Origin of the sequence: Pseudomonas baetica, from assembly GCF_051216495.1 — a bacterium.
GTDB lineage: Bacteria > Pseudomonadota > Gammaproteobacteria > Pseudomonadales > Pseudomonadaceae > Aquipseudomonas > Aquipseudomonas baetica_B.
In genome coordinates, this window is sequence record NZ_JBPKAM010000066.1 from 1 (window position 1) to 20,801 (window position 20,801).

Here is a 20,801-nt window from a genome sequence, read left to right on the forward strand (position 1 = left end):
GGCTCGCTCCCACAGGGGCGGTAGATTTCCTGTGGGAGCGAGCCTGCTCGCGAAGGCGTCAGTAAAGACACCAAAGAGTTAGAAGGCCGGCGTTTGCTGCCGCCGCTTCCATTGATTCAATCGCTGCTGCAAATTCATCGGGCTGTGAATCTGCTGCTGCCGCGCGCGGCTGAAGAGGATCAGCGCCAGTTCGGCGGTGGCCAAGGCATCGGCGCTGGCGTTGTGGCGCTCGAACACCTCCAGCTTGAACCAGTCGATCCACTCGTCCAGTCCCGCTTCGCGGATGTTGGCCTGCGGACACAGCAACGGGGCGATGTCGGCTACGTCCAGGAAGGCATGCTGCAACTTGTAGCCCAGGTGCTCCTTGAGTGCGCGCCCGAGCATGTGCTGGTCGAACGGCGCATGGAAGGCCAACAGCGGGCTGTCACCGACGAACTCCATGAACTCGAGCAACGCCTGGGCCGGGTCGCTGCCGGCGGCAATGGCACTGGGTCCCAGGCCGTGAATCAGTACGCTGGGGCTGAGCTTGAGTTCAGCGCATTGCAGGGTGCGTTCGAACTGCTGGCTGAAATCAATTGCGCCATCCTCGATTACCACGGCACCAATGGACAGCACCCGGTCTTTGTTCAGGTTCAGCCCGGTGGTTTCCAGGTCGAGCACCACCCAGCGCTGTTCGCGCAGGCTACAGTTGCTCAGTTCTGCGAACACTGGCAAGCGTTGCAGGCGTTGATGCAATTCAGCGGACAGGATCGGGGTGGCCGGGCGTAGCCATGAAAACAGGCTCATAGTTGATACCGCAGGGCCAGGCTGCTTTGCAGGCGCTGGGCCTGGCGCAGGGACTCACGCAGGATTCGCCGGTCCAGATGATTGAGGCTGTCCGGATCGACCCGGTTGGAGTAGGGCTGATTCTCCCGGGTCTGCAATTGATGTTGCTGCATGCGGGTCTGCTGGATGAAGTGATAGGCCTCTTCATACGCGGCGCCATCCAGCGGCTCGATGACCTCTTTATCCACCAGTCGGCGGAAGCGCTCCAGGGTGTTGTTCGCATCGATGCCGTGGGCCAGGGCCAGCAGCCGGGCTCCATCGACGAACGGCGCCAGCCCTTGGGTTTTCAGGTCCAGGGTGGCTTTCTCACCATTTTTGCGGGCCAGCACAAACTCGCGGAAACGTCCCACGGGCGGGCGATTGCGCAAGGCGTTCTCGGCCATCATGCGCTGGAACAGACGGTTATCGCCGACCTGGTCGAGAATCCCTCGCCGCAACTGTTCGCAGCTTTGCTCGCTGCCCCAGACCACACGCAAATCGAAATAGATGCTCGAGCCGAGCAGGTTCTCCGGAGTGGCCTCGCGGATAAACGCTGCAAAACGTCGTGCCCATTCGACCCGGGACAGGCACAGCTCGGGGTTGCCGGCCATGATGTTGCCCTTGCACAGGGTGAACCCACAAAGCGCCAGGCTTTGGTTGATCTGGTGGGCGATGGGCAGCAGCTTGCCGCGGATTTCCGCGGCGTGGGCCGCGTCCCGGGCTTCGAACAGAATGCCGTTGTCCTGGTCGGTGTGCAGCGTCTGTTCGCGCCGGCCTTCGCTGCCGAAACACAACCAACTGAACGGTACGCCGGGGTCGCCTTTTTCGGCCAGGGTCAATTCGATCACCCGGCACACCGTGTGATCGTTGAGCAGTGTGATGATGTGGGTGATCTGCGTCGAAGAGGCGCCGTGGGCCAGCATGCGCTCCACCAATTGGCCGATCTCGCCACGGATTGCCACCAGGTTTTCCACGCGTGGAGCATTGCGGATGGTGCGGGCCAGGTGCACCAGATCGACCCGTTGCAAAGAAAACAGGTCCCGCTCGGACACCACGCCGCACAAGCGCTGATCCTTGACCAGGCAGACGTGGGCGATATGCCGCTCGGTCATGGCAATCGCCGCATCGAACGCGCTGTGGTCCGGGCTCAGGTAAAACGGCGTCTGGGTCATGTGCCGTTCGATGACTTCGCTGAAATCACCGGTGCCGTTGGCCACCACCTGACGTAAATCGCGCAGGGTGAAAATGCCCAGCGGCGCTTTATGTTCGTCGACCACCACGATGCTGCCGACCTGTTGCTCATGCATCAGGGTCACCGCTTCACGCAGCGGCGTGGCCGGGCTGCACGTCACCGGGTGGCGCATGGCCAATTCACCCAGGCGGGTATTGAGCGAGTACTGGGTGCCGAGGGTTTCCACAGCCTTTTGCTGGACCTGCTGATTGACCTGATCCAGCAAGCTGCTCACGCCGCGTAGGGCAAAGTCACGAAAGGTGTGGGAAATGGCGAACAGCTTGATGAACGCTAGCTTATTGAGCTGTAGGCAAAAGGTGTCTTCAGCCGACAGGTGCTCGGTGCGGGTCGCACGCTCTCCCAACAGCGCGGCGAGCGGGAAGCATTCACCGGTGGTGATTTCAAAGGTGGTTTCGGTGCCGCCCTTGGCTGAATGCGGACGCTCGCCCACCACCCGACCCTGCTTGACGATGTAAAAGTGTTCAACCGGGCCGTCGGCGGGTTTGATGATGCTCTCGCCGGGGGCATAAAAACGCAGCTGACATTGCTCGACCAGATACGCCAGGTGGGCGTGTTCCATCTGATTGAAGGGCGGGAAGCGCTGAAGGAATTGCAAAGTGCCCTGGATGTTCTGCAACACCGCGGTTTTCCCTGCCTGTGTGAAGGCGTCCGCTTTACTCATAACCATTACCGCAGTCTTTTTTGGAGTTGTTGTGGTCGGATGACTCACCCATGGTCGACCCCTGCGGTCGGGGTGCCCATTGGACGTAAGTCTAGGTAGGCAATCGGTATGACGGAATGTCGGAAAAACCTTACGCAAATGCGAGAAAAATCACTCTATTCTTCTATTGGAAGATTATCCGACGAAGTGCACATTGAAGGTCTGCTTAGCGATGTCTCACCACTGTGCTAGGGAACTGTACTGACCATGTAGAGAATGCCATGTCCGACCACGATATTTTGAGTGACGCCGAGCGCGAAGCGCTCAGTGCCGTCATGCTGGAACCCGACCTGCCACCGCAGCGGGTGCTGATCGTTGATGACGACAAGGACGCCCGAGAGCTGCTGTCAGAGATTCTGGCGCTGGACGGCATTCGCTGCATGACCGCAGCCAGTGGCGAAACCGCACTCAAGATGCTGGAAGAGAAGCCTTCGATCGGTCTTGTGATTACCGATCTGCGGATGGGCAACGTCGATGGCCTGGACTTGATCCGCCAGGTGCGCGAATCGGTGCGGGCGGCGATGCCGGTCATCATCGTCTCCGGCGATGCCGACGTGAAAGACGCCATCGCCGCGATGCATTTGAGCGTGGTGGACTTTCTGCTCAAACCCATCGACACCCGCAAATTGCTGGGGTTGGTCAAGCATGAGTTGGGGATGGATTTGTAGCACTGACGGCTTTTGTGGGGATGGGATTGCTGTGGCGAGGGGATTGCTGTGGCGAGGGGATTTATCCCCGTTGGGTTGCGAAGCGACCCCCGACATTCCTTCAGACAGACTGTGCACGCAGGTATTGCGACGGCTGCGCCGCCGAACGGGGATGAATCCCCTCGCCACAGACCAAAAAAAAGCCCTGATCTTTCGATCAGGGCTTTTTCATGTCTGGCATCAGCGCTCAGTTACAGGCCATTGGCAGCCTTGAACTGGCGACGACGACGGTGCAGGACCGGCTCGGTGTAGCCGTTCGGCTGCTTGGTGCCTTCGATCACCAGTTCGACCGCTGCCTGGAAGGCGATGTTGCTGTCGAAGTTTGGTGCCAGCGGGCGGTACAGCGGGTCGTTTGCGTTCTGACGGTCAACCACCGGCGCCATGCGCTTGAGGCTTTCCATCACTTGCTCTTGGGTGACGATGCCGTGGCGCAGCCAGTTGGCGATGTGCTGGCTGGAAATACGCAGCGTGGCACGGTCTTCCATCAAGCCGACGTCGTTGATGTCCGGCACTTTCGAGCAGCCAACACCCTGATCGATCCAGCGCACGACATAACCAAGGATGCCTTGGCTGTTGTTGTCCAGTTCGTTCTTGATCTGTTCGGCGGTCCACTGTGGGTTGACCGCCAGCGGGATGGTCAGGATGTCATCCACCGACGCGTGGGCACGCTTGGCCAGTTCGGCCTGACGCGCGTACACGTCGACCTTGTGGTAGTGCAACGCGTGCAGCGCGGCGGCGGTTGGCGAAGGGACCCAGGCGGTGTTGGCGCCGGCCAGCGGGTGAGCGATTTTCTGTTCCAGCATCGCCGCCATCAGGTCGGGCATGGCCCACATGCCTTTACCGATCTGCGCGCGACCTTGCAGGCCGGTGCTCAAGCCGATATCGACGTTGGAATTCTCGTAGGCGCCGATCCATTTTTCCGCCTTCATGTCCGCCTTGCGCACCATCGGGCCGGCTTCCATGGAGGTGTGGATTTCGTCACCTGTGCGGTCGAGGAAACCGGTGTTGATGAACACCACACGCTCGCTCGCCGCCTTGATGCAGGCCTTGAGGTTGACCGTGGTACGGCGCTCCTCGTCCATGATCCCGACTTTGAGGGTGTTGCGCGCCAGGCCCAGCACGTCTTCGATACGGCCGAACAGCTCGTTGGTGAACGCGGCTTCTTCAGGGCCGTGCATTTTCGGTTTAACGATGTAGACCGAGCCGGTACGGGTGTTTTTGCGCGAGGTGTTGCCGTTCAGGTTGTGCATCGCGGCCAGAACAGTCACCAGGCCGTCGAGGATGCCTTCCGGCACTTCGTTGCCGTCTTTGTCGAGGATCGCGTCGATGGTCATCAGGTGACCAACGTTGCGCACGAACAACAGCGAACGACCGTGCAGCTTCAATTCACTGCCGTCGACCGCGGTGTAGCTGCGGTCGGCGTTCATGGTACGGGTGAAGGTCTTGCCGCCCTTGGCGACTTCTTCCGACAGGTCGCCCTTCATCAGGCCGAGCCAGTTGCGGTAGATCACCACTTTGTCATCGGCATCGACGGCGGCGACGGAGTCTTCGCAGTCCATGATGGTGGTCAGCGCAGCTTCCATCAGGATGTCTTTGACGCCGGCCGCGTCGGTCTGGCCGACCGGGGTGGTGGCGTCGATCTGGATTTCGAAGTGCAGGCCGTTGTTTTTCAGCAGGATCGCGGTCGGTGCTTGAGCCTCGCCCTGGAAGCCGATCAACTGGGCGTCGTTGCGCAGGCCTGTGTTGCTGCCACCCTTAAGGGCGACCACCAGTTTGCCGGCGACGATGGAATAGCGGGTGGAGTCAACGTGGGAGCCGGCCGCTAATGGCGCGGCTTCGTCGAGGAAGGCACGGGCGAAGGCAATGACCTTGTCGCCGCGAACCTTGTTGTAGCCTTTGCCTTTTTCCGCACCGTCAGCTTCGCTGATGGCGTCGGTGCCGTAGAGCGCGTCGTACAGCGAACCCCAACGGGCGTTCGAGGCATTGAGCGCGAAGCGGGCGTTCATCACCGGGACCACCAGTTGTGGACCGGCCATGCGGGCGATTTCTTCATCGACGTTTTGCGTCGTCGCCTGGAAATCCGCCGCTTCTGGCAGCAGATAACCGATGTCTTGCAGGAAGGCTTTGTAGGCCACGGCGTCGTGAGGCTGACCGGCACGGGACTGGTGCCAGCCGTCGATACGAGCCTGGAAATCATCGCGTTTGGCGAGTAGGGCTTTGTTCTTCGGCGCCAGGTCATGGATGACCTTGTCGGCACCGGCCCAGAACTGCTCGGCGGTGAGGCCGGTTCCGGGAATGGCTTCGTTGTTCACGAAGTCGAACAGGACTTTGGCGACCTGCAGGCCACCGACTTGAACGTGTTCAGTCATTGCTTGCCTCACTCTGCTCAGCTATTTCGCTTTTCAGCTCTTCAAATTAACAATGAAGCCTTTGGCATTTAAACCACAAACCCTGCGACCAGTGCATGCCATTTCTGACGGCTGGGTTGGGACCAATCAACGGCGTTGAGGCCTTGCTGACGGGGCTTTCAGGGATGCGACTGCGCCTGTGGCAGACATCGATCCAACGTTATGTAGTGCGCGCTGCGGCATACTACATGATGAATTGCGCTTGTGAAAATTAGACTAATTACGTCGTTCTGCGACCCCGTGACGCATTGCGGTCACGCCGGGGATGAGGATGTTCTCAAAAAACCATTAGATTGTTCCAGTTAAATATAAGAAGTTGTACACGATTTGTGGTTTGCACGGATCGGCGGTGTCCCTTTCGCGAGCAGGCTCGCTCCCACAAAGGCCCTGTGGGAGCGAGCCTGATCGCGAAAGCGCCAGTCCAGACAACACAGAATCCGCCCTTGCCTATACTTTGTTTTCCATAACAAAAATCACGACCAGAGGGCTGCGCCATGGACCACCTCGTACTCACTGTTTTCGCTCCGGACAAGCCTGGGCAGGTCGAGCGCATTGCCCAATGCATTGCCGAGCACGGCGGCAACTGGCTGGAAAGCCGTATGTCGCGCATGGCCGGGCAATTCGCCGGGATTCTTCGGGTGGGGGTACCGGCCGAAGCCTACGATGCGCTGGTGGATGCTCTGAAAGGCTTGTCCAGCCAAGGCATTCGGGTGTTGATCGCCGAAAGCAGCATCGAGCAATCCTGTACCTGGAAACCGATTTCCATGGAACTGGTGGGCAATGACCGGCCGGGGATCGTGCGCGACATCACCCGCTTGCTCAGCGAGCAGGGCGTCAACCTCGAACGGTTGGTGACAGAAGTGCGCCCTGCGCCCATGAGCAGCGAGCCGCTGTTTCACGCCGAAGCGATTCTGGCAGTGCCGTTGACGTTGTCCCTGGAGGTGTTGCAATCACGCCTGGAAACCCTGGCGGACGACCTGATGGTGGAGTTGGTACTGCGCAGTGAACCCTGATCGGGTTATCCAAGTTAAACGTGCACGTGCCTGTGGATAACCTGTAGAGACCGCCCGCCAGGTCACGTCAACCGTGGCTTGGCAAGCATTGATCAAAAAAACGCCAACATTCAGTGACTTGCGCACAAACGCCGGGGATCACGCTGTGGATAACCTTGGGAAGGAACGATGCAGGCCACGCGAACCGTGGCCTGTGGAGGTTTGTACGTTTTTTGATCAGCTGCGGCGGCGCAGACTTATCCACGCATCGACGCTGTAAACAGCCAATCCCGCCCAGATAAAGACGAACGCCAGCAGCGTGCTGGACGACAAGTGCTCGCCAAACAGCAGCACGGCTTGCAACAACACCAGTGTCGGCGCCAGGTACTGGAGAAATCCGAGGGTGGTGTAGGGTAAATGCCGTGCAGCGGCGTTGAAACTGACCAGTGGCACCAACGTTACCGGCCCGGCAGCGATCAGCCACCAAGCCTCAGAGGTGGTCCAGAACTCGGCTTGGGCGCTGTGGGCGGTCGGATTGAGCAGCAACCAGGCCAGGGCGATCGGTACCAGCATCCAGGTTTCCACCACCAGCCCCGGCAGCGCCTTGACCGGTGCTTGCTTGCGAATCAGTCCGTAGAAACCGAAGGTCAGTGCCAGCACCAGCGACACCCAGGGCAGGCTGCCGACTTGCCACACCTGTTGCGCCACGCCGACGGTCGCCAGGCCCACGGCGATCCACTGCATGCGTCGCAGCCGTTCACCCAGGATCAACATGCCCAGCAGTACGTTCACCAGCGGGTTGATGTAGTAACCCAGACTGGCTTCGAGCATGCGCCCGTTGTTCACTGACCAGACGTAGGTCAGCCAATTGGCGGCGATCAACGTGCCGCTCAAGGCGAGGATGGCCAGCCGCCGCGGATTCTCCCGCAATTCGCGCCACCAACCCGGGTGCTTCCAGACCATCAGCAACAAGGCGCCGAACAGCGCCGACCAGAGCACGCGGTGGATGATGATCTCCACGGCGGGCACGCTGGCGATGGCTTTGAAATAGAGCGGGAACAGTCCCCAGATGATGTAGGCGGTCAGGCCCAGAATGTACCCGCGACGCGGGTTGGCGGCTTGCATGCAGAATCCTTGCTTAGGCAGCTAACAAAGAAGGGATTGTAGGGAGATTTCTCAGCGCATGTCCCGCGCAAATAAGTTGGCTAATTGTGAGAACAATTCATGTGGGAGCGAGCCTGCTCGCGAAAAGCGGTATGTCAGTCACTGATGTGTTGAATGTGCCGCCATCTTCGCGAGCAGGCTCGCTCCCACAGGGTTACAGGTGAATCAGAAGAGTTTGAGTGGCTCTTCGTTAAGAGCAGCCAATTGCTCACGCAACGCCAACACCTGATCGCCCCAATACCGTTCCGAGCCAAACCACGGAAAGCTGCGCGGAAAGGCCGGGTCGTCCCAGCGGCGGGCGAGCCAGGCGCTGTAGTGCATCAGGCGCAGGGCGCGCAAAGGTTCGATCAGCGCCAATTCCCGCGGGTCGAAGTCGTGGAACTCGTTGTAGCCGTCCATCAATTCCGACAGCTGGCCCAGGCAATCCTGGCGGTTGCCGGCCAGCATCATCCAGATGTCTTGCACGGCCGGGCCCATGCGGCAGTCATCGAGGTCGACGATGTGGAACACCTCGTCGCGGCACATCATGTTGCCGGGGTGGCAGTCGCCGTGCATGCGGATGTTCTGGTGTGGCGTGTCGTTGTAAACCTCTTCCACACGCTTGAGCAGGTCGCGGGCCACCGACTCGTAGGCCGGCAGCAGGCTGCGGGGAATGAAGTCACCTTCGAGCAAGGTCTTCAGTGAATCGTGGCCGAAGTTTTTGACTGCCAATGCTTCGCGGTGCTCGAAGGGTTTGGTCGAGCCGACCGCATGCAGGCGACCGAGCAATTGACCCAGGCGATACAACTGATCGAGATTGCCCGGCTCCGGCGCGCGGCCACCGCGACGGGGAAACAGGGTGAATCGAAAACCGTTGTGCTCGTGCAGGGTTTCACCGTTATGGATCAACGGAGCGACCACCGGCACCTCGACGTCGGCGAGTTCGAAGGTGAACTGGTGCTCTTCCAGAATCGCTTCGTCGGTCCAGCGGTGTGGACGGTAAAACTTGGCGATCAGCGGCTCGGCGTCTTCGATGCCGACCTGATAGACGCGGTTTTCGTAGCTGTTGAGCGCCAGGATACGTGCATCACTCAAGAAGCCGATGCTTTCGACGGCATCGAGCACGAGGTCTGGGGTGAGGGTTTCAAACGGGTGGGCCATGCTGACTCCTGCGCGCAGCAGGCGGCTGCGTCCGGCCAGGCATGGTAGCGCAGACGGGGCTGCTTTAGGGGGATGGGGTTGAGATGCATGGTGTTTGTGCTGGCGCCTTCGCGAGCAGGCTCGCTCCCACAAAGGATCTTCTGTGTGTCATGGGTTGAGTGCACACCGAAGCCTCCCTGTGGGAGCGAGCCTGCTCGCGAAAGCGTCCTGTCAGGCGCCGATGATCCCGCCGTCTTCCCGGGTAATCGCCATCACCGAAGACCGCGGCTTGCCATTGGGCAGATGCTCGGGGAAGGTCGAACCGCCGTTTTCACCCGGGTGCTGGATCCCGACAAACAGGGTTTTCTGGTCCGGCGAGAAACTGATCCCGGTCACCTCGCAGCCCACCGGCCCGACCATGAAGCGGCGAATCTCGCCGGTCGCCGGATCTGCGCAGAGCATCTGGTTATTGCCCATTCCGGCAAAGTCACCGGCGTTGCTCACATCACCGTCAGTCAGGATCCACAAGCGCCCGGCCTTGTCGAAACCCAGGCCGTCCGGGCTGTTGAACATGTTCTGCGGCGTGATGTTCGACGAGCCGCCCTTCGGTGTACCGGCATGCACTTGCGGGTTGCCGGCCACAACAAACAGATCCCAAGTGAAGGTCTTCGAGCCGTGATCGTCGCGCTCGGTGCGCCAGCGCAGGATCTGGCCGTAGACGTTCTTCTCGCGCGGGTTCGGTCCGCCCACCGGTTGCCCGTCTTCACCGCGTTTGGCGTTGTTGGTCAGCGTGCAGTAAACCTGGCCATCCTTGGGGCTGACCACGATCCATTCCGGGCGATCCATGCGCGTGGCTTTCACTACGCTGGCGGCGAGACGGGCGTGGATCAGCACTTCGGCCTGATCGGCAAAGCCGCTGCTGGCGTCGATACCGTTTTTGCCGTGGGTCAGTTCGATCCACTCACCCTGGCCTTTCGGGTGATCGGCGTTGCCGTCCCCCGCATCGAAACGCGCCACGTACAGGGTGCCGTGATCGAGAATGTCGCGGTTGGCCTTAGGGTTCTTGTGATTGATCTTGTCACGGCTGACGAACTTGTAGATGAACTCACCGCGCTCATCGTCGCCCATGTACACCACGGCATGACCGTCGCCGGTTTCGGCCAGGGCGGCGTTTTCGTGCTTGAAGCGCCCCAGGGCCGTGCGTTTGACCGGGATCGATTTCGGATCGAACGGATCGATCTCTACCACCCAGCCGTGGCGGTTGAGCTCGTTGGGGTTCTTGGCCAGGTCGAAGCGCTCGTCGTGCTGGTGCCAGTTGATTTCTTTACTGGTCGCCACTGCGCCGTAGCGTTTTTGCGCCGGGTCGAATGTCTGCTCGGCGTTGCTGCTGCCGAAACAGTCGGTGAAGTTCTCTTCACAGGTCAGATAGGTGCCCCACGGCGTCTTGCCATTGGCGCAATTCTGGAAGGTGCCGAGAACGTTCTTGCCGTGGGGGTCGGCACTGGTTTTCAGCAGGGCATGGCCAGCGGCCGGACCGCTCATGCTGATCGGGGCATTGCCGTGAATGCGGCGGTTGTAGCGCGAGCCCTGGACGAATTGCCATCGGCCGTTCTTGCGCTGCACTTCAATCACCGACACACCTTCGCAGGCCAGCGCCTTGCGCACTTCTTCCGCCGATTGCGGCATGCCGCCATGGGCGTAGAGGTAGCGGTAGTTGGTGTATTCGTTGTTGATCGCCATCAGCGCCCGGTCTTTTTCGCCCGGGAATTCGAACAGGCTCATGCCGTCGTTGTTGTCGCCGAACTGGACTTCCTGATGCTCGGCGCTGCCGTTGCCACTGGGGTCGAAGGCCGGGCCGTTCTTGTGCAGCGGCTGACCCCAACTGATCAGCACCGAGGATTTGTAGCCGGGCGGAAGGCTGATGCTGTCGGCGGTGGCGGCGGGAATGCTGTCGAAACCCAGCAATGGGCCGGTGCCAGCCGTGGCGGCCAGTACGCTGCGGCTCAGCAAGTTGCCGCCCATGAACAGCGCGGCGCCGCACAGGGCTCCGGCACCGATGAATCCACGGCGGCTGAGGCCGACCATCTGTTCGAGGTCGGTGGGTTGGTTTTCTTCTAATAGGCTCACATCAGGCATCCTGCGGTTTTTGCAGTCACCTTAATGATGGGCGATGAAGTTTTTGTTGCAGTGTGTTTACAGTGGCGTGCCGAGCAAGACGTTAGAGGGTGAAAACTGCACGCTCACCGGTTTACCGACGCCCAGTCCCCGGGCACGCAGGTGCTGCGGTTCGGCCAGGGCACAGAGTGTCTGGCCGTTGGGCAGGCCGATGCGCACTTCGCTGGGGCCGTCTTCGGCATCGAGAATTTCTTCGACTGTGCCTTTCAGGCAATTGTATCCGGGTGTTGCACTGTCTTCGGCACCCAGTACTTCAAGCCAGCCGGCCTTGATCAGGGCCACCACTTCGGTGCCGGGTTGCAGCTCCAGGCGCAGGGTGCTGTCGTGGGTGATTTGCGCGTCGATGCTCAACCCTTCGGCCAGCTCAAGACGAATCCTGTCGTTATGGCCCTGGGTGTCGATGGCAGCAATCTTGCCGTGCAGCTGATTGCGCGCGCTGGTGCGCAGCATCAGGCGGCTGAGCAGGTCGAGGTCGCTGGCCTCTTCGGCGGCTTCCAGCACCTGAGCCTGCAACGCCTGCAGTTTTTGATACAGGCGCAATACCCGTTCGCCTTCGCTGGACAGTTTGGCACCGCCACCGCCCTTGCCGCCGACACTGCGCTCCACCAGCGGTTTCTGCGCGAGGTTGTTGAGCTCATCGATGGCGTCCCAGGCCGCCTTGTAGCTTAGCCCCGCGCTTTTCGCCGCGCGGGTGATCGAGCCCTGTTCGGCAATGTGCTGCAGCAGGGCGATACGCTGCGGGCGGCGGACGATGTGCTGGGACAACAGGGTAGGCAAGGACATGGCGGGGCGCTTTGGGTTGTGGCGGTGGTGAGGACGTTGGCGGCTGCTGGGCCGGGAGTCAAGTCACGCGAGCCCCCTATGTAGGAGCGAGCATGCTCGCGAAGGTCGTCAACGATGACACTGGAAGCCTGATACGCCCGTGGCGCTCTCAGGTTTTTCGCGAGCATGCTCGCTCCTACAGGTATGGTGTTTTCAGGTCAGGTTGCGTCACCGGGTTTTGGGGTACGGGCCAGGCAATAGACGTCGACTCGCGCGGCACCAGCCTCCATCAGCAGATGGGCCAGTGCTTGCGCGGTGGCGCCGGTGGTCAGCACATCGTCCACCAATGCCAGATGACGTCCTTTGACCGAAGCATCGGGTGCCAGTGCGAACGCGCTGCGCAGGTTTTTCCGCCGTTCACTGGCATTCAGCGCTTGTTGCGCGCCAGTGTCCTGGATCCTCAGGAGTAACCGTTCGTCGCAAGGCAAATCGAGGCGCGCGCTGAGCCAGCGTGTCAGCATCGCAGCCTGATTGAACCCCCGTTGCCGAAGTCGTCGGGTGGCCAGGGGCACCGGCAGCAGTAATTCGGGCCGTGGCAGATCATCTTCGAAGCGATGTTGCAGCGCCTGGGCGAGAAGTTCGGCGAGCAGGTGGCCAAACGGCCACTTCGCGCTGTGTTTGAAGCGGGTAATCAGGCTGTCGATGGGGAAGCTGTAAGTCCATGGCGCAATGACCCGTTCGAAGGCCGGCGGTCGCATCAGGCATTGCCCGCAGGTCAGGCCCGCTGCGGGCAACGGCAGGGCGCACGTCTGGCAATGATCACCGAGCCACGGCAGCTCGGTTTCGCAAGCCATGCAGAGGGGCGTGGCGCCATCGGCGACTTCATCGCAGAGCAAACAGGATTGTTTGTTTTTTGACCAGATGTAAACCAGGGTTTTGTCTCGTGGTTGACAGTGCATCGCTCTTCCTTAAATATGCCGAACATCCGTGTCGCGTCTGTGGTTATTCCATGCCTCAGTCGCTTGCCCAGCATAAAACCGTGCCCTGCATAAAAGAAAGGTAATGCCCATGAGCGCCAGCACCTCTGCAACCCTGCGTCATGACTGGTCTTTGGCCGAAGTCAAAGCACTCTTCGTTCAGCCATTCAATGACCTGCTGTTCCAGGCGCAGACCGTGCACCGCGCGCATTTCGACGCCAACCGCGTCCAGGTTTCCACGCTGCTTTCGATCAAGACCGGCGCCTGCCCGGAAGACTGCAAATATTGTCCGCAGTCCGGTCACTACAACACCGGCCTGGAAAAAGAAAAGCTGATGGAAGTACAGAAGGTCCTCGAAGAGGCCGCTCGCGCCAAGGCCATCGGTTCGACCCGTTTCTGCATGGGCGCGGCGTGGAAGCACCCGTCAGCCAAAGACATGCCGTACGTGCTGAAGATGGTCGAAGGCGTGAAAGCCCTGGGCCTGGAAACCTGCATGACCCTCGGTCGCCTGGATCAGGAGCAGACCGAAGCGCTGGCCAAGGCTGGCCTGGATTACTACAACCACAACCTCGACACTTCGCCGGAGTTCTACGGCAGCATCATCACCACCCGTACTTACAGCGAGCGCCTGCAAACCCTGGCCTACGTGCGTGATTCGGGGATGAAGATTTGCTCCGGCGGCATCCTCGGTATGGGCGAGTCCCTCGATGACCGCGCCAATCTGCTGATCCAGCTGGCCAACCTGCCGGAGCATCCGGAGTCGGTGCCGATCAACATGCTGGTGAAAGTGGCCGGCACGCCGCTGGAAAACGCCGAAGACGTCGATCCGTTCGACTTCATCCGCATGCTCGCCGTTGCCCGGATCCTGATGCCCAAGTCCCATGTACGTCTGTCCGCCGGCCGCGAAGCCATGAACGAGCAGATGCAGGCCCTGGCGTTCTTCGCCGGCGCCAACTCGATTTTCTACGGCGAAAAGCTGCTGACCACCGCCAACCCGCAGGCCGACAAGGACATGCAACTGTTCTCGCGTCTGGGCATCCAGCCGGAAGCTCGCGAAGAGCATGCTGATGAGGTGCATCAGGCCGCTATCGAGCAAGCGCTGGTTGAGCAGAAGAGCAGCGAGCAGTTTTATAACGCCGCCGTTTGATCGCTCCCCGATTGCTCTGATTGCAATACAAAACCTTGTGGGAGCGAGCCTGCTCGTGAAAGCGGTCTGACAGTCGACATATAGGTTGAATGTGAAGCCCCCTTCGCGAGCAGGCTCGCTCCCACAGTGGACTTGTGTCACTGGATAGACGAGGCCTGCATGTCTTTCGATCTCGCCGCACGCCTGGCTGCCCGTCGTGCCGAAAACCTCTATCGCCAACGCCCACTGCTCGAAAGCCCGCAAGGCCCGGAAGTGGTGGTCGATGGTCAGCCGTTGCTGGCGTTCTGCAACAACGACTACCTCGGCCTGGCCAATCACCCGAAAGTGATCGAAGCCTGGCGTGCCGGTGCTTCGAAATGGGGTGTCGGTGGCGGTGCCTCGCATCTGGTGATCGGCCACAGTGGTCCGCATCACGCTCTGGAAGAAGCCCTGGCCGACTTGACCGGCCGCCCGCGCGCCTTGCTGTTCACTACCGGTTACATGGCCAACCTCGGCGCGGTCACGGCGCTGGTGGGACAGGGCGATACGGTGCTTGAAGACCGGCTCAATCACGCATCGTTGCTGGATGCGGGGCTGTTGTCCGGCGCACGCTTCAACCGCTACTTGCACAACGACGCGACCAGCCTGGCCACACGTCTTGAGAAGGCCATCGGCAATACCCTGGTGGTCACCGACGGCGTGTTCAGCATGGACGGCGATATTGCCGATCTGCCTGCACTGGCCCGGGAAGCCAAGGCCAAAGGGGCCTGGCTGATGGTCGACGATGCCCACGGCTTTGGTCCGCTGGGCGCCAACGGAGGCGGCATCGTCGAGCATTTCGGCATGAGCATGGAAGACGTGCCGGTATTGGTCGGCACCCTTGGCAAGGCGTTCGGCACGGCGGGCGCTTTTGTCGCTGGCAGCGAAGAGCTGATCGAGAGCCTGATCCAGTTCGCCCGTCCATACATCTACACCACCAGCCAGCCTCCGGCGCTGGCCTGCGCCACGCTGAAAAGCCTGGAGCTGCTGCGCAGCGAGCATTGGCGTCGTGAACATCTGCAGACGCTGATCCGCCAGTTCCGCCAGGGGGCCGAACAGATCGGTCTGGAACTGATGGACAGCTTCACGCCGATCCAGCCGATCATGATTGGCGACGCCGGGCGTGCGGTACGTTTGTCGCAGATGCTGCGCGAGCGCGGCTTGATGGTGACGGCGATCCGTCCGCCAACCGTGCCCGCCGGCAGTGCCCGTCTGCGCGTGACTCTGACCGCCGCCCACAGCGAGGCGCAGGTACAGCTATTGTTAGAGGGATTGGCCGATTGTTACGGACAACTGGGACCGGAGCCAAGTCATGCGTGACCGATTGATCCTGCTGCCTGGCTGGGGTCTCGGCATTTCGCCGCTGGAACCGCTGGCGGCGGCCTTGCAGGGCCTGGACGAACACCTGCGCGTGGAAATCGAGCCCTTGCCGGAGCTGGAGTCGAGCGATCCTGAAGAATGGCTCGTTGAACTCGACTCGAGGATACCCCAGGACGTCTGGCTCGGCGGTTGGTCTTTGGGTGGGATGTTGGCGTCCGAGTTGGCGGCGCGTCGGGGTGATCGTTGCTGCGGTTTGTTGACGTTGGCGAGCAACCCTTCTTTTGTCAGCCATGAGCAATGGCCGAGCGCGATGCCGGGTGAAACCTTCGATGCCTTTCTGGCGGGCTGCGCGGCCGACCCGCGCATGACCTTGAAACGCTTTTCGTTGCTCTGCGCTCAAGGCGCGGCCGACCCGCGCGGTTTGTCGCGGTTGCTGCTCGGTGGTGCGCCGCATTCGGCGGCACCCGTATTGATGGGCGGCCTGGAATTGCTCGCGCAACTGGATGCGCGGCAGGCCCTGCAAGCGTTTCGCGGTCCGCAACTGCATCTGTTCGCAGGCCTCGACGGCTTGGTTCCTGCTGAAGCGGCGGGAGACTTGTTTACGTTGCTGCCTGATGTAGAGATCGGTCTGATTGAACAGGCCAGCCACGCGTTCCTTCTGGAGGACCCCCACGGTGTGGCGGGGGCGATCCACGCCTTTTTGCATGAGTCCGGCGATGAATGATTTATCTCTTGTGCTTCCCATTACAAAGCAGCCAGACGGGTTGCCCGACAAACGCCAGGTAGCGGCCTCCTTTTCCCGTGCGGCTGCGAGCTACGACAGCGTGGCCGAATTGCAGCGTGATGTGGGCAGTCAGTTGTTGAGTCGTTTGCCGCAGGATTTCGTGCCGCAACGCTGGCTCGACCTGGGCTGCGGAACCGGGCATTTCAGTCGTGCGCTGGATGAGCGATTCCCGGCCAGTCACGGGCTGGCGCTGGACATTGCCGAAGGCATGCTCAATCACGCCCGGCCATTGGGCGGTGCCGCGCACTTCGTTGCCGGCGATGCCGAGCGTTTGCCGTTGCGAGATTCGACCTGCGACCTGATCTTTTCAAGCCTGGCGGTGCAGTGGTGTGCCGACTTCGCTTCGGTGCTCAGCGAAGCCCATCGTGTGCTGAAGCCTGGCGGAAAGTTCGCGTTTGCTAGCCTGTGTGTAGGGACGTTGTTTGAATTGCGTGACAGTTGGCGGCAAGTGGATGGCATGGTGCACGTCAACCGCTTTCGTGAGTTCGCGGTTTATCAACAATTATGCGCGGCCAGCGGTTTGAAGGCGATCAGTCTGCAAGCCGTTCCCCACGTGCTGTATTACCCGGATGTGCGCAGCCTGACCCATGAACTCAAGGCACTGGGCGCACACAACCTCAATCCCGGGCGCCCCGGCGGATTGACCGGTCGGGCGCGTATTCTGGGGCTGATTGAAGCGTATGAGCAGTTTCGTCAGGCCCAAGGCCTGCCGGCGACTTATCAAGTGGTGTATGCCGTTATGGAGAAACCCTTATGAGCGCAGCGTATTTCATCACCGGCACGGACACCGATGTCGGCAAAACCACGGTGGCCGCCGGGTTGCTGCACGCCGCACGGTCGGCAGGTCTGAGCACGGCGGCGGGTAAACCGGTGGCCTCCGGTTGTGACGTAACGCCCAAGGGCTTGCGCAACGCCGATGCGCTGGCGCTGCTGGCCGAATGCTCGCTACCGTTGACCTATGCACAGGTCAATCCGGTGGCGTTCGAGCCCGCCATTGCACCGCACCTGGCGGCACGTGAGGCGGGCGTGGCGCTGACGGTGCAATCGCTGTTGGCACCCATGCGGCAGATCCTCGACCTGCAGGCCGATTTCACCTTGATCGAAGGGGCTGGTGGCTGGCGCGTGCCCTTGGCGGATCAGGACAATCTGTCGGACCTGGCGATAGCGCTCGATCTGCCGGTCATTCTGGTGGTCGGCGTGCGTTTGGGCTGTATCAGCCATGCGCTGCTGACGGCCGAGGCGATTGCCCGGGACGGCTTGCAGTTGGCAGGGTGGGTGGCGAACATCATCGATCCGAAGACGTCGCGCCTGGAAGAAAACCTCGCAACACTCGCCGAACGCATTCCGGCGCCGTGCCTGGGGCGGGTGCCGAAACTCAAGGGGGTGACGGCCGAAGCGGTGGCGGACCATCTTCAGTTGGACCTGCTGGACTAGATTTTGGCTATGACAAGGCACTGTGCCATTAGTGTTTTTGACGGGCGTTTTTTCTGCGTGTCTGTTCCAATGGCCGCTGTTGATCCTTTACATGGACGAGTTCCCCCATGGAAATCTCAGGAAGCACCGCTTTTTATGCCGGTCTGAGCACCATTCAGACAGGGCAGAACCGCGTTGATCAAGCCGCCGGGCAGATCGCCAACACTACGATCGAGCGCTCGGTCACCAGCCAGTCCTCCGAGATTCAAGCCGATCGCCTGCGTTCGGTCGATCGCAGCCAGCAATCGGATGTGACCAGCGACATGGTGGAAATGGCCCAGGGTAAATTCCAGGTGGAGCTGGGCGTCAAAGTCGCCAAGGCCTCCGATGAAGTGCTCGGCACGCTGATCGATACCTTCGCCTGATTCTTCGCTGAACCCGCATCGCCGACGCCGCGTTTATTCGCGGCGTTTTTCATCGTAAGTCCTTATTTGCAAACTACTCTTTCCTTAAATGGCGTGTTGCTTGAGCAACGACGTTGCGTCGCTGTGCGCTTTGCGTGGAAAGCAAGCGATGACAGGCGGCCACAGATCGACGCTTGACAAGCTTTTGGCGTAAACGTATGTTTCAAACAACTGTTTGACCGTCACAACAAATCAACGCGGTCGTTCATTCCCGGTTACATCAGCAGAGGTTTATCGCTATGCCTGACTACAAGGCCCCCTTGCGTGATATTCGCTTCGTTCGTGACGAATTGCTCGGCTACGAAGCGCACTATCAGAGCCTTCCGGCTTGCGCAGACGCAACTCCGGACATGGTTGACGCCATTCTCGAAGAAGGCGCCAAGTTTTGTGAGCAGGTACTGGCTCCGCTGAACCGCGTGGGCGACCTCGAAGGCTGCACCTGGAGCGAGTCCGGCGTTAAGACCCCGACTGGCTTCAAAGAGGCCTACAAGCAATTCGTCGAAGGTGGCTGGCCAAGCCTGGCCCACGACGTCGAGCACGGCGGTCAAGGCCTGCCGGAGTCCCTGGGTCTGGCCATCAGCGAAATGGTGGGCGAGTCCAATTGGTCGTGGGGCATGTACCCAGGCCTGTCGCACGGCGCGATGAACACCATCTCCGAGCACGGCACGCCTGAGCAACAAGAGGCTTACCTGACCAAGCTGGTGTCCGGCGAGTGGACCGGCACCATGTGCCTGACCGAACCTCACTGCGGTACCGACCTGGGCATGCTGCGCACCAAGGCCGAACCTCAGGCCGACGGCTCCTACAAAGTGTCCGGCACCAAGATCTTCATCTCGGCCGGTGAACACGACATGGCCGATAACATCGTCCACATCGTGCTGGCTCGCCTGCCGGATGCACCGGCTGGCACCAAAGGCATTTCCCTGTTCATCGTGCCGAAGTTCCTGCCAAACGCAGACGGTTCGGTCGGTGCACGTAACGCGGTGGCCTGTGGTTCCCTGGAACACAAGATGGGCATCCACGGCAACGCCACCTGCGTGATGAACTTCGACGGCGCGACCGGTTTCCTGATCGGCCCGGCGAACAAAGGCCTGAACTGCATGTTCACCTTCATGAACACCGCACGCCTGGGCACGGCGCTGCAAGGCCTGGCCCACGCTGAAATCGGCTTCCAGGGCGGCCTGAAATACGCTCGTGATCGCCTGCAAATGCGTTCGTTGACTGGGCCGAAAGCGCCGGACAAAGCGGCTGACCCGATCATCGTTCACCCAGACGTTCGCCGCATGCTGTTGACCATGAAGGCATTCGCCGAAGGCAACCGCGCGATGGTGTACTTCACCGCCAAACAGGTCGACATCGTCAAGTACGGCGTGGACGAAGAAGAGAAGAAAAAAGCCGACGCACTGCTGGCGTTCATGACGCCAATCGCCAAGGCCTTCATGACCGAAGTCGGTTTCGAATCGGCTAACCACGGCGTGCAGATCTACGGCGGCCACGGCTTCATTGCCGAGTGGGGCATGGAGCAGAACGTTCGCGACAGCCGCATTTCCATGCTGTACGAAGGCACCACCGGCATTCAGGCACTGGATCTGCTGGGCCGTAAAGTGCTGATGACCCAAGGCGAAGCCCTCAAAGGTTTCACCAAGATCGTGCACAAGTTCTGCCAGACCAACGAAGGCAACGAAGCGGTCAAAGAGTTTGTCGCACCGCTGGCTGCACTGAACAAGGAATGGGGCGAGCTGACCATGAAGGTGGGCATGGCTGCCATGAAGGATCGCGAAGAAGTTGGCGCCGCTTCCGTGGACTACCTGATGTACTCCGGTTATGCCTGCCTGGCCTACTTCTGGGCTGATATGGCGCGCCTGGCTGCCGAGAAACTGGCTGCCGGCACCTCCGACGAGGCCTTCTACACCGCCAAGCTGCAGACCGCGCGCTTCTACTTCCAGCGCATCCTGCCGCGTACCCGCACTCACGTTGCAACCATGCTGTCGGGCGCCAACAACCTGATGGACATGAAAGAAGAGGACTTCGCGCTGGGCTATTAAGGCTTAACGCAGTTCTTCAAAAAAACCGCCGCTCCTTCGGGAGCGGCGTTTTTTTTTGCCTGTTTTCTGCCGCGGAGCTTCTGTGGGAGCGAGCCCGCTCGCGATGAACTTGAGAACCACGCGTTTAACAAGGAAGCTCGCGTTATCGTTAACACCCTTCGCGAGCAGGCTCGCTCCCACAAGGTTGAATAAATATAGCGCGCAGGGTTAGTTGCTGAAGTGCGATTAAATACTTCAGTGCTAGTTGATGGTCGTGAAGTTTTATCGGAACTAGTCAAGTACTCCGGCGAGTCTGTTTTCTTGACTTAGCAATTATTTTGCCAACACGGGAGCGTGAGTCTGTGCCGGGTGAAGGTCCCTTTGTTTTCCGAGCTTGTGGGGGTTCTTCCCCAATGTTGGGGCTGTCTAATCCCCGAAGTTGCGGCAATGAATGAGAACTAAAGTCAGCAAATAAAAATTTGTAAAAATATGCTGCCGAAATATTTTGTAACGACTACAGTGCAATCAAGCGTCGCCGCAGAGCGACGAGCCAATACTTATTAGCCATCGA

Annotated in this window: 17 protein-coding genes; 9 read left to right on the forward strand and 8 right to left on the reverse strand. The window is 60.3% G+C overall.

Going from position 1 to position 20,801, the window contains the following annotated elements:
* Positions 1-78: 78 nt before the first annotated feature.
* Together ACSFE6_RS21350 and ACSFE6_RS21355 are read right to left on the reverse strand one after the other, a co-directional pair.
* Positions 79-786, reverse strand: a complete 708-nt coding sequence (locus ACSFE6_RS21350; protein ID WP_435429440.1) for a 3'-5' exonuclease — start codon at positions 784-786, stop codon at positions 79-81.
* Entirely contained in the window at positions 783-2,723 is a 1,941-nt protein-coding gene (locus ACSFE6_RS21355; protein WP_435429441.1) for a putative nucleotidyltransferase substrate binding domain-containing protein, read from the reverse strand. The genes ACSFE6_RS21350 and ACSFE6_RS21355 overlap by 4 nt, the downstream gene beginning before the upstream one ends.
* A gap of 254 nt (positions 2,724-2,977) precedes the next feature.
* On the opposite strand from ACSFE6_RS21355, the gene ACSFE6_RS21360 reads away from it, so the two are divergent.
* Complete coding sequence (locus ACSFE6_RS21360) at positions 2,978-3,424, forward strand: response regulator (protein WP_435429442.1); 447 nt, start codon at positions 2,978-2,980, stop codon at positions 3,422-3,424.
* 230 nt (positions 3,425-3,654) lie between these two features.
* Here ACSFE6_RS21360 and ACSFE6_RS21365 read toward each other — a convergent pair whose 3' ends face one another.
* Positions 3,655-5,832 carry a malate synthase G gene (locus ACSFE6_RS21365; RefSeq protein ID WP_435429443.1) on the reverse strand — a complete coding sequence of 726 codons (2,178 nt, stop codon included), beginning with the start codon at positions 5,830-5,832 and terminating at the stop codon, positions 3,655-3,657.
* 533 nt (positions 5,833-6,365) lie between these two features.
* Between ACSFE6_RS21365 and ACSFE6_RS21370 the strand changes: the two genes are divergently transcribed.
* Positions 6,366-6,884 carry a glycine cleavage system protein R gene (locus ACSFE6_RS21370; RefSeq protein WP_435429444.1) on the forward strand — a complete coding sequence of 173 codons (519 nt, stop codon included), beginning with the start codon at positions 6,366-6,368 and terminating at the stop codon, positions 6,882-6,884.
* Between the two features lie 216 nt (positions 6,885-7,100).
* Here the strand turns inward: ACSFE6_RS21370 and rarD are convergent, their stop codons facing one another.
* The 5 genes from rarD to ACSFE6_RS21395 all read right to left on the reverse strand — a co-directional run bounded on the left by rarD (position 7,101) and on the right by ACSFE6_RS21395 (position 13,042).
* On the reverse strand, positions 7,101-7,988 hold the full coding sequence (rarD, locus tag ACSFE6_RS21375) for an EamA family transporter RarD (protein WP_435429445.1): 888 nt from the start codon (positions 7,986-7,988) through the stop codon (positions 7,101-7,103).
* A 204-nt stretch (positions 7,989-8,192) separates the two neighbouring features.
* Positions 8,193-9,167 (reverse strand): serine/threonine protein kinase, encoded by a 975-nt coding sequence (locus ACSFE6_RS21380; RefSeq protein WP_435429446.1) that lies wholly within the window; start codon positions 9,165-9,167, stop codon positions 8,193-8,195.
* Between the two features lie 210 nt (positions 9,168-9,377).
* A complete protein-coding gene (locus ACSFE6_RS21385; RefSeq protein ID WP_435429447.1) occupies positions 9,378-11,273 on the reverse strand; it encodes a PhoX family protein in 1,896 nt (631 codons plus the stop codon).
* Positions 11,274-11,339: 66 nt separating this feature from the next.
* Positions 11,340-12,104: a TOBE domain-containing protein gene (locus tag ACSFE6_RS21390; RefSeq protein WP_435429448.1), complete on the reverse strand. Its 765-nt coding sequence runs from the start codon at positions 12,102-12,104 to the stop codon at positions 11,340-11,342.
* 197 nt (positions 12,105-12,301) lie between these two features.
* Entirely contained in the window at positions 12,302-13,042 is a 741-nt protein-coding gene (locus ACSFE6_RS21395) for a ComF family protein (protein ID WP_435429449.1), read from the reverse strand.
* A gap of 109 nt (positions 13,043-13,151) precedes the next feature.
* Here ACSFE6_RS21395 and bioB point away from each other — a divergent pair, with 109 nt between their 5' ends.
* The 7 genes from bioB (at position 13,152) to ACSFE6_RS21430 (ending at position 20,251) form a co-directional block, all read left to right on the forward strand.
* Complete coding sequence (bioB, locus tag ACSFE6_RS21400) at positions 13,152-14,207, forward strand: biotin synthase BioB (protein WP_110965211.1); 1,056 nt, start codon at positions 13,152-13,154, stop codon at positions 14,205-14,207.
* A 159-nt stretch (positions 14,208-14,366) separates the two neighbouring features.
* Entirely contained in the window at positions 14,367-15,545 is a 1,179-nt protein-coding gene (gene bioF / locus ACSFE6_RS21405; protein ID WP_435429450.1) for an 8-amino-7-oxononanoate synthase, read from the forward strand.
* The gene (locus ACSFE6_RS21410; RefSeq protein ID WP_435429451.1) at positions 15,538-16,269 is read left to right on the forward strand and encodes an alpha/beta fold hydrolase; all 732 of its coding nucleotides are present in this window, start codon (positions 15,538-15,540) and stop codon (positions 16,267-16,269) included. Before bioF ends, ACSFE6_RS21410 begins: the two co-directional genes overlap by 8 nt.
* Positions 16,262-17,086: a malonyl-ACP O-methyltransferase BioC gene (gene bioC / locus ACSFE6_RS21415; protein WP_435429452.1), complete on the forward strand. Its 825-nt coding sequence runs from the start codon at positions 16,262-16,264 to the stop codon at positions 17,084-17,086. Before ACSFE6_RS21410 ends, bioC begins: the two co-directional genes overlap by 8 nt.
* Entirely contained in the window at positions 17,083-17,763 is a 681-nt protein-coding gene (gene bioD / locus ACSFE6_RS21420) for a dethiobiotin synthase (protein ID WP_435429453.1), read from the forward strand. Before bioC ends, bioD begins: the two co-directional genes overlap by 4 nt.
* 107 nt (positions 17,764-17,870) lie before the next feature.
* Positions 17,871-18,167: a pyrroloquinoline quinone biosynthesis protein PqqE gene (locus tag ACSFE6_RS21425; RefSeq protein ID WP_435429454.1), complete on the forward strand. Its 297-nt coding sequence runs from the start codon at positions 17,871-17,873 to the stop codon at positions 18,165-18,167.
* Positions 18,168-18,445: 278 nt separating this feature from the next.
* Complete coding sequence (locus ACSFE6_RS21430) at positions 18,446-20,251, forward strand: phenylacyl-CoA dehydrogenase (protein WP_433737468.1); 1,806 nt, start codon at positions 18,446-18,448, stop codon at positions 20,249-20,251.
* Positions 20,252-20,801: the final 550 nt, after the last annotated feature.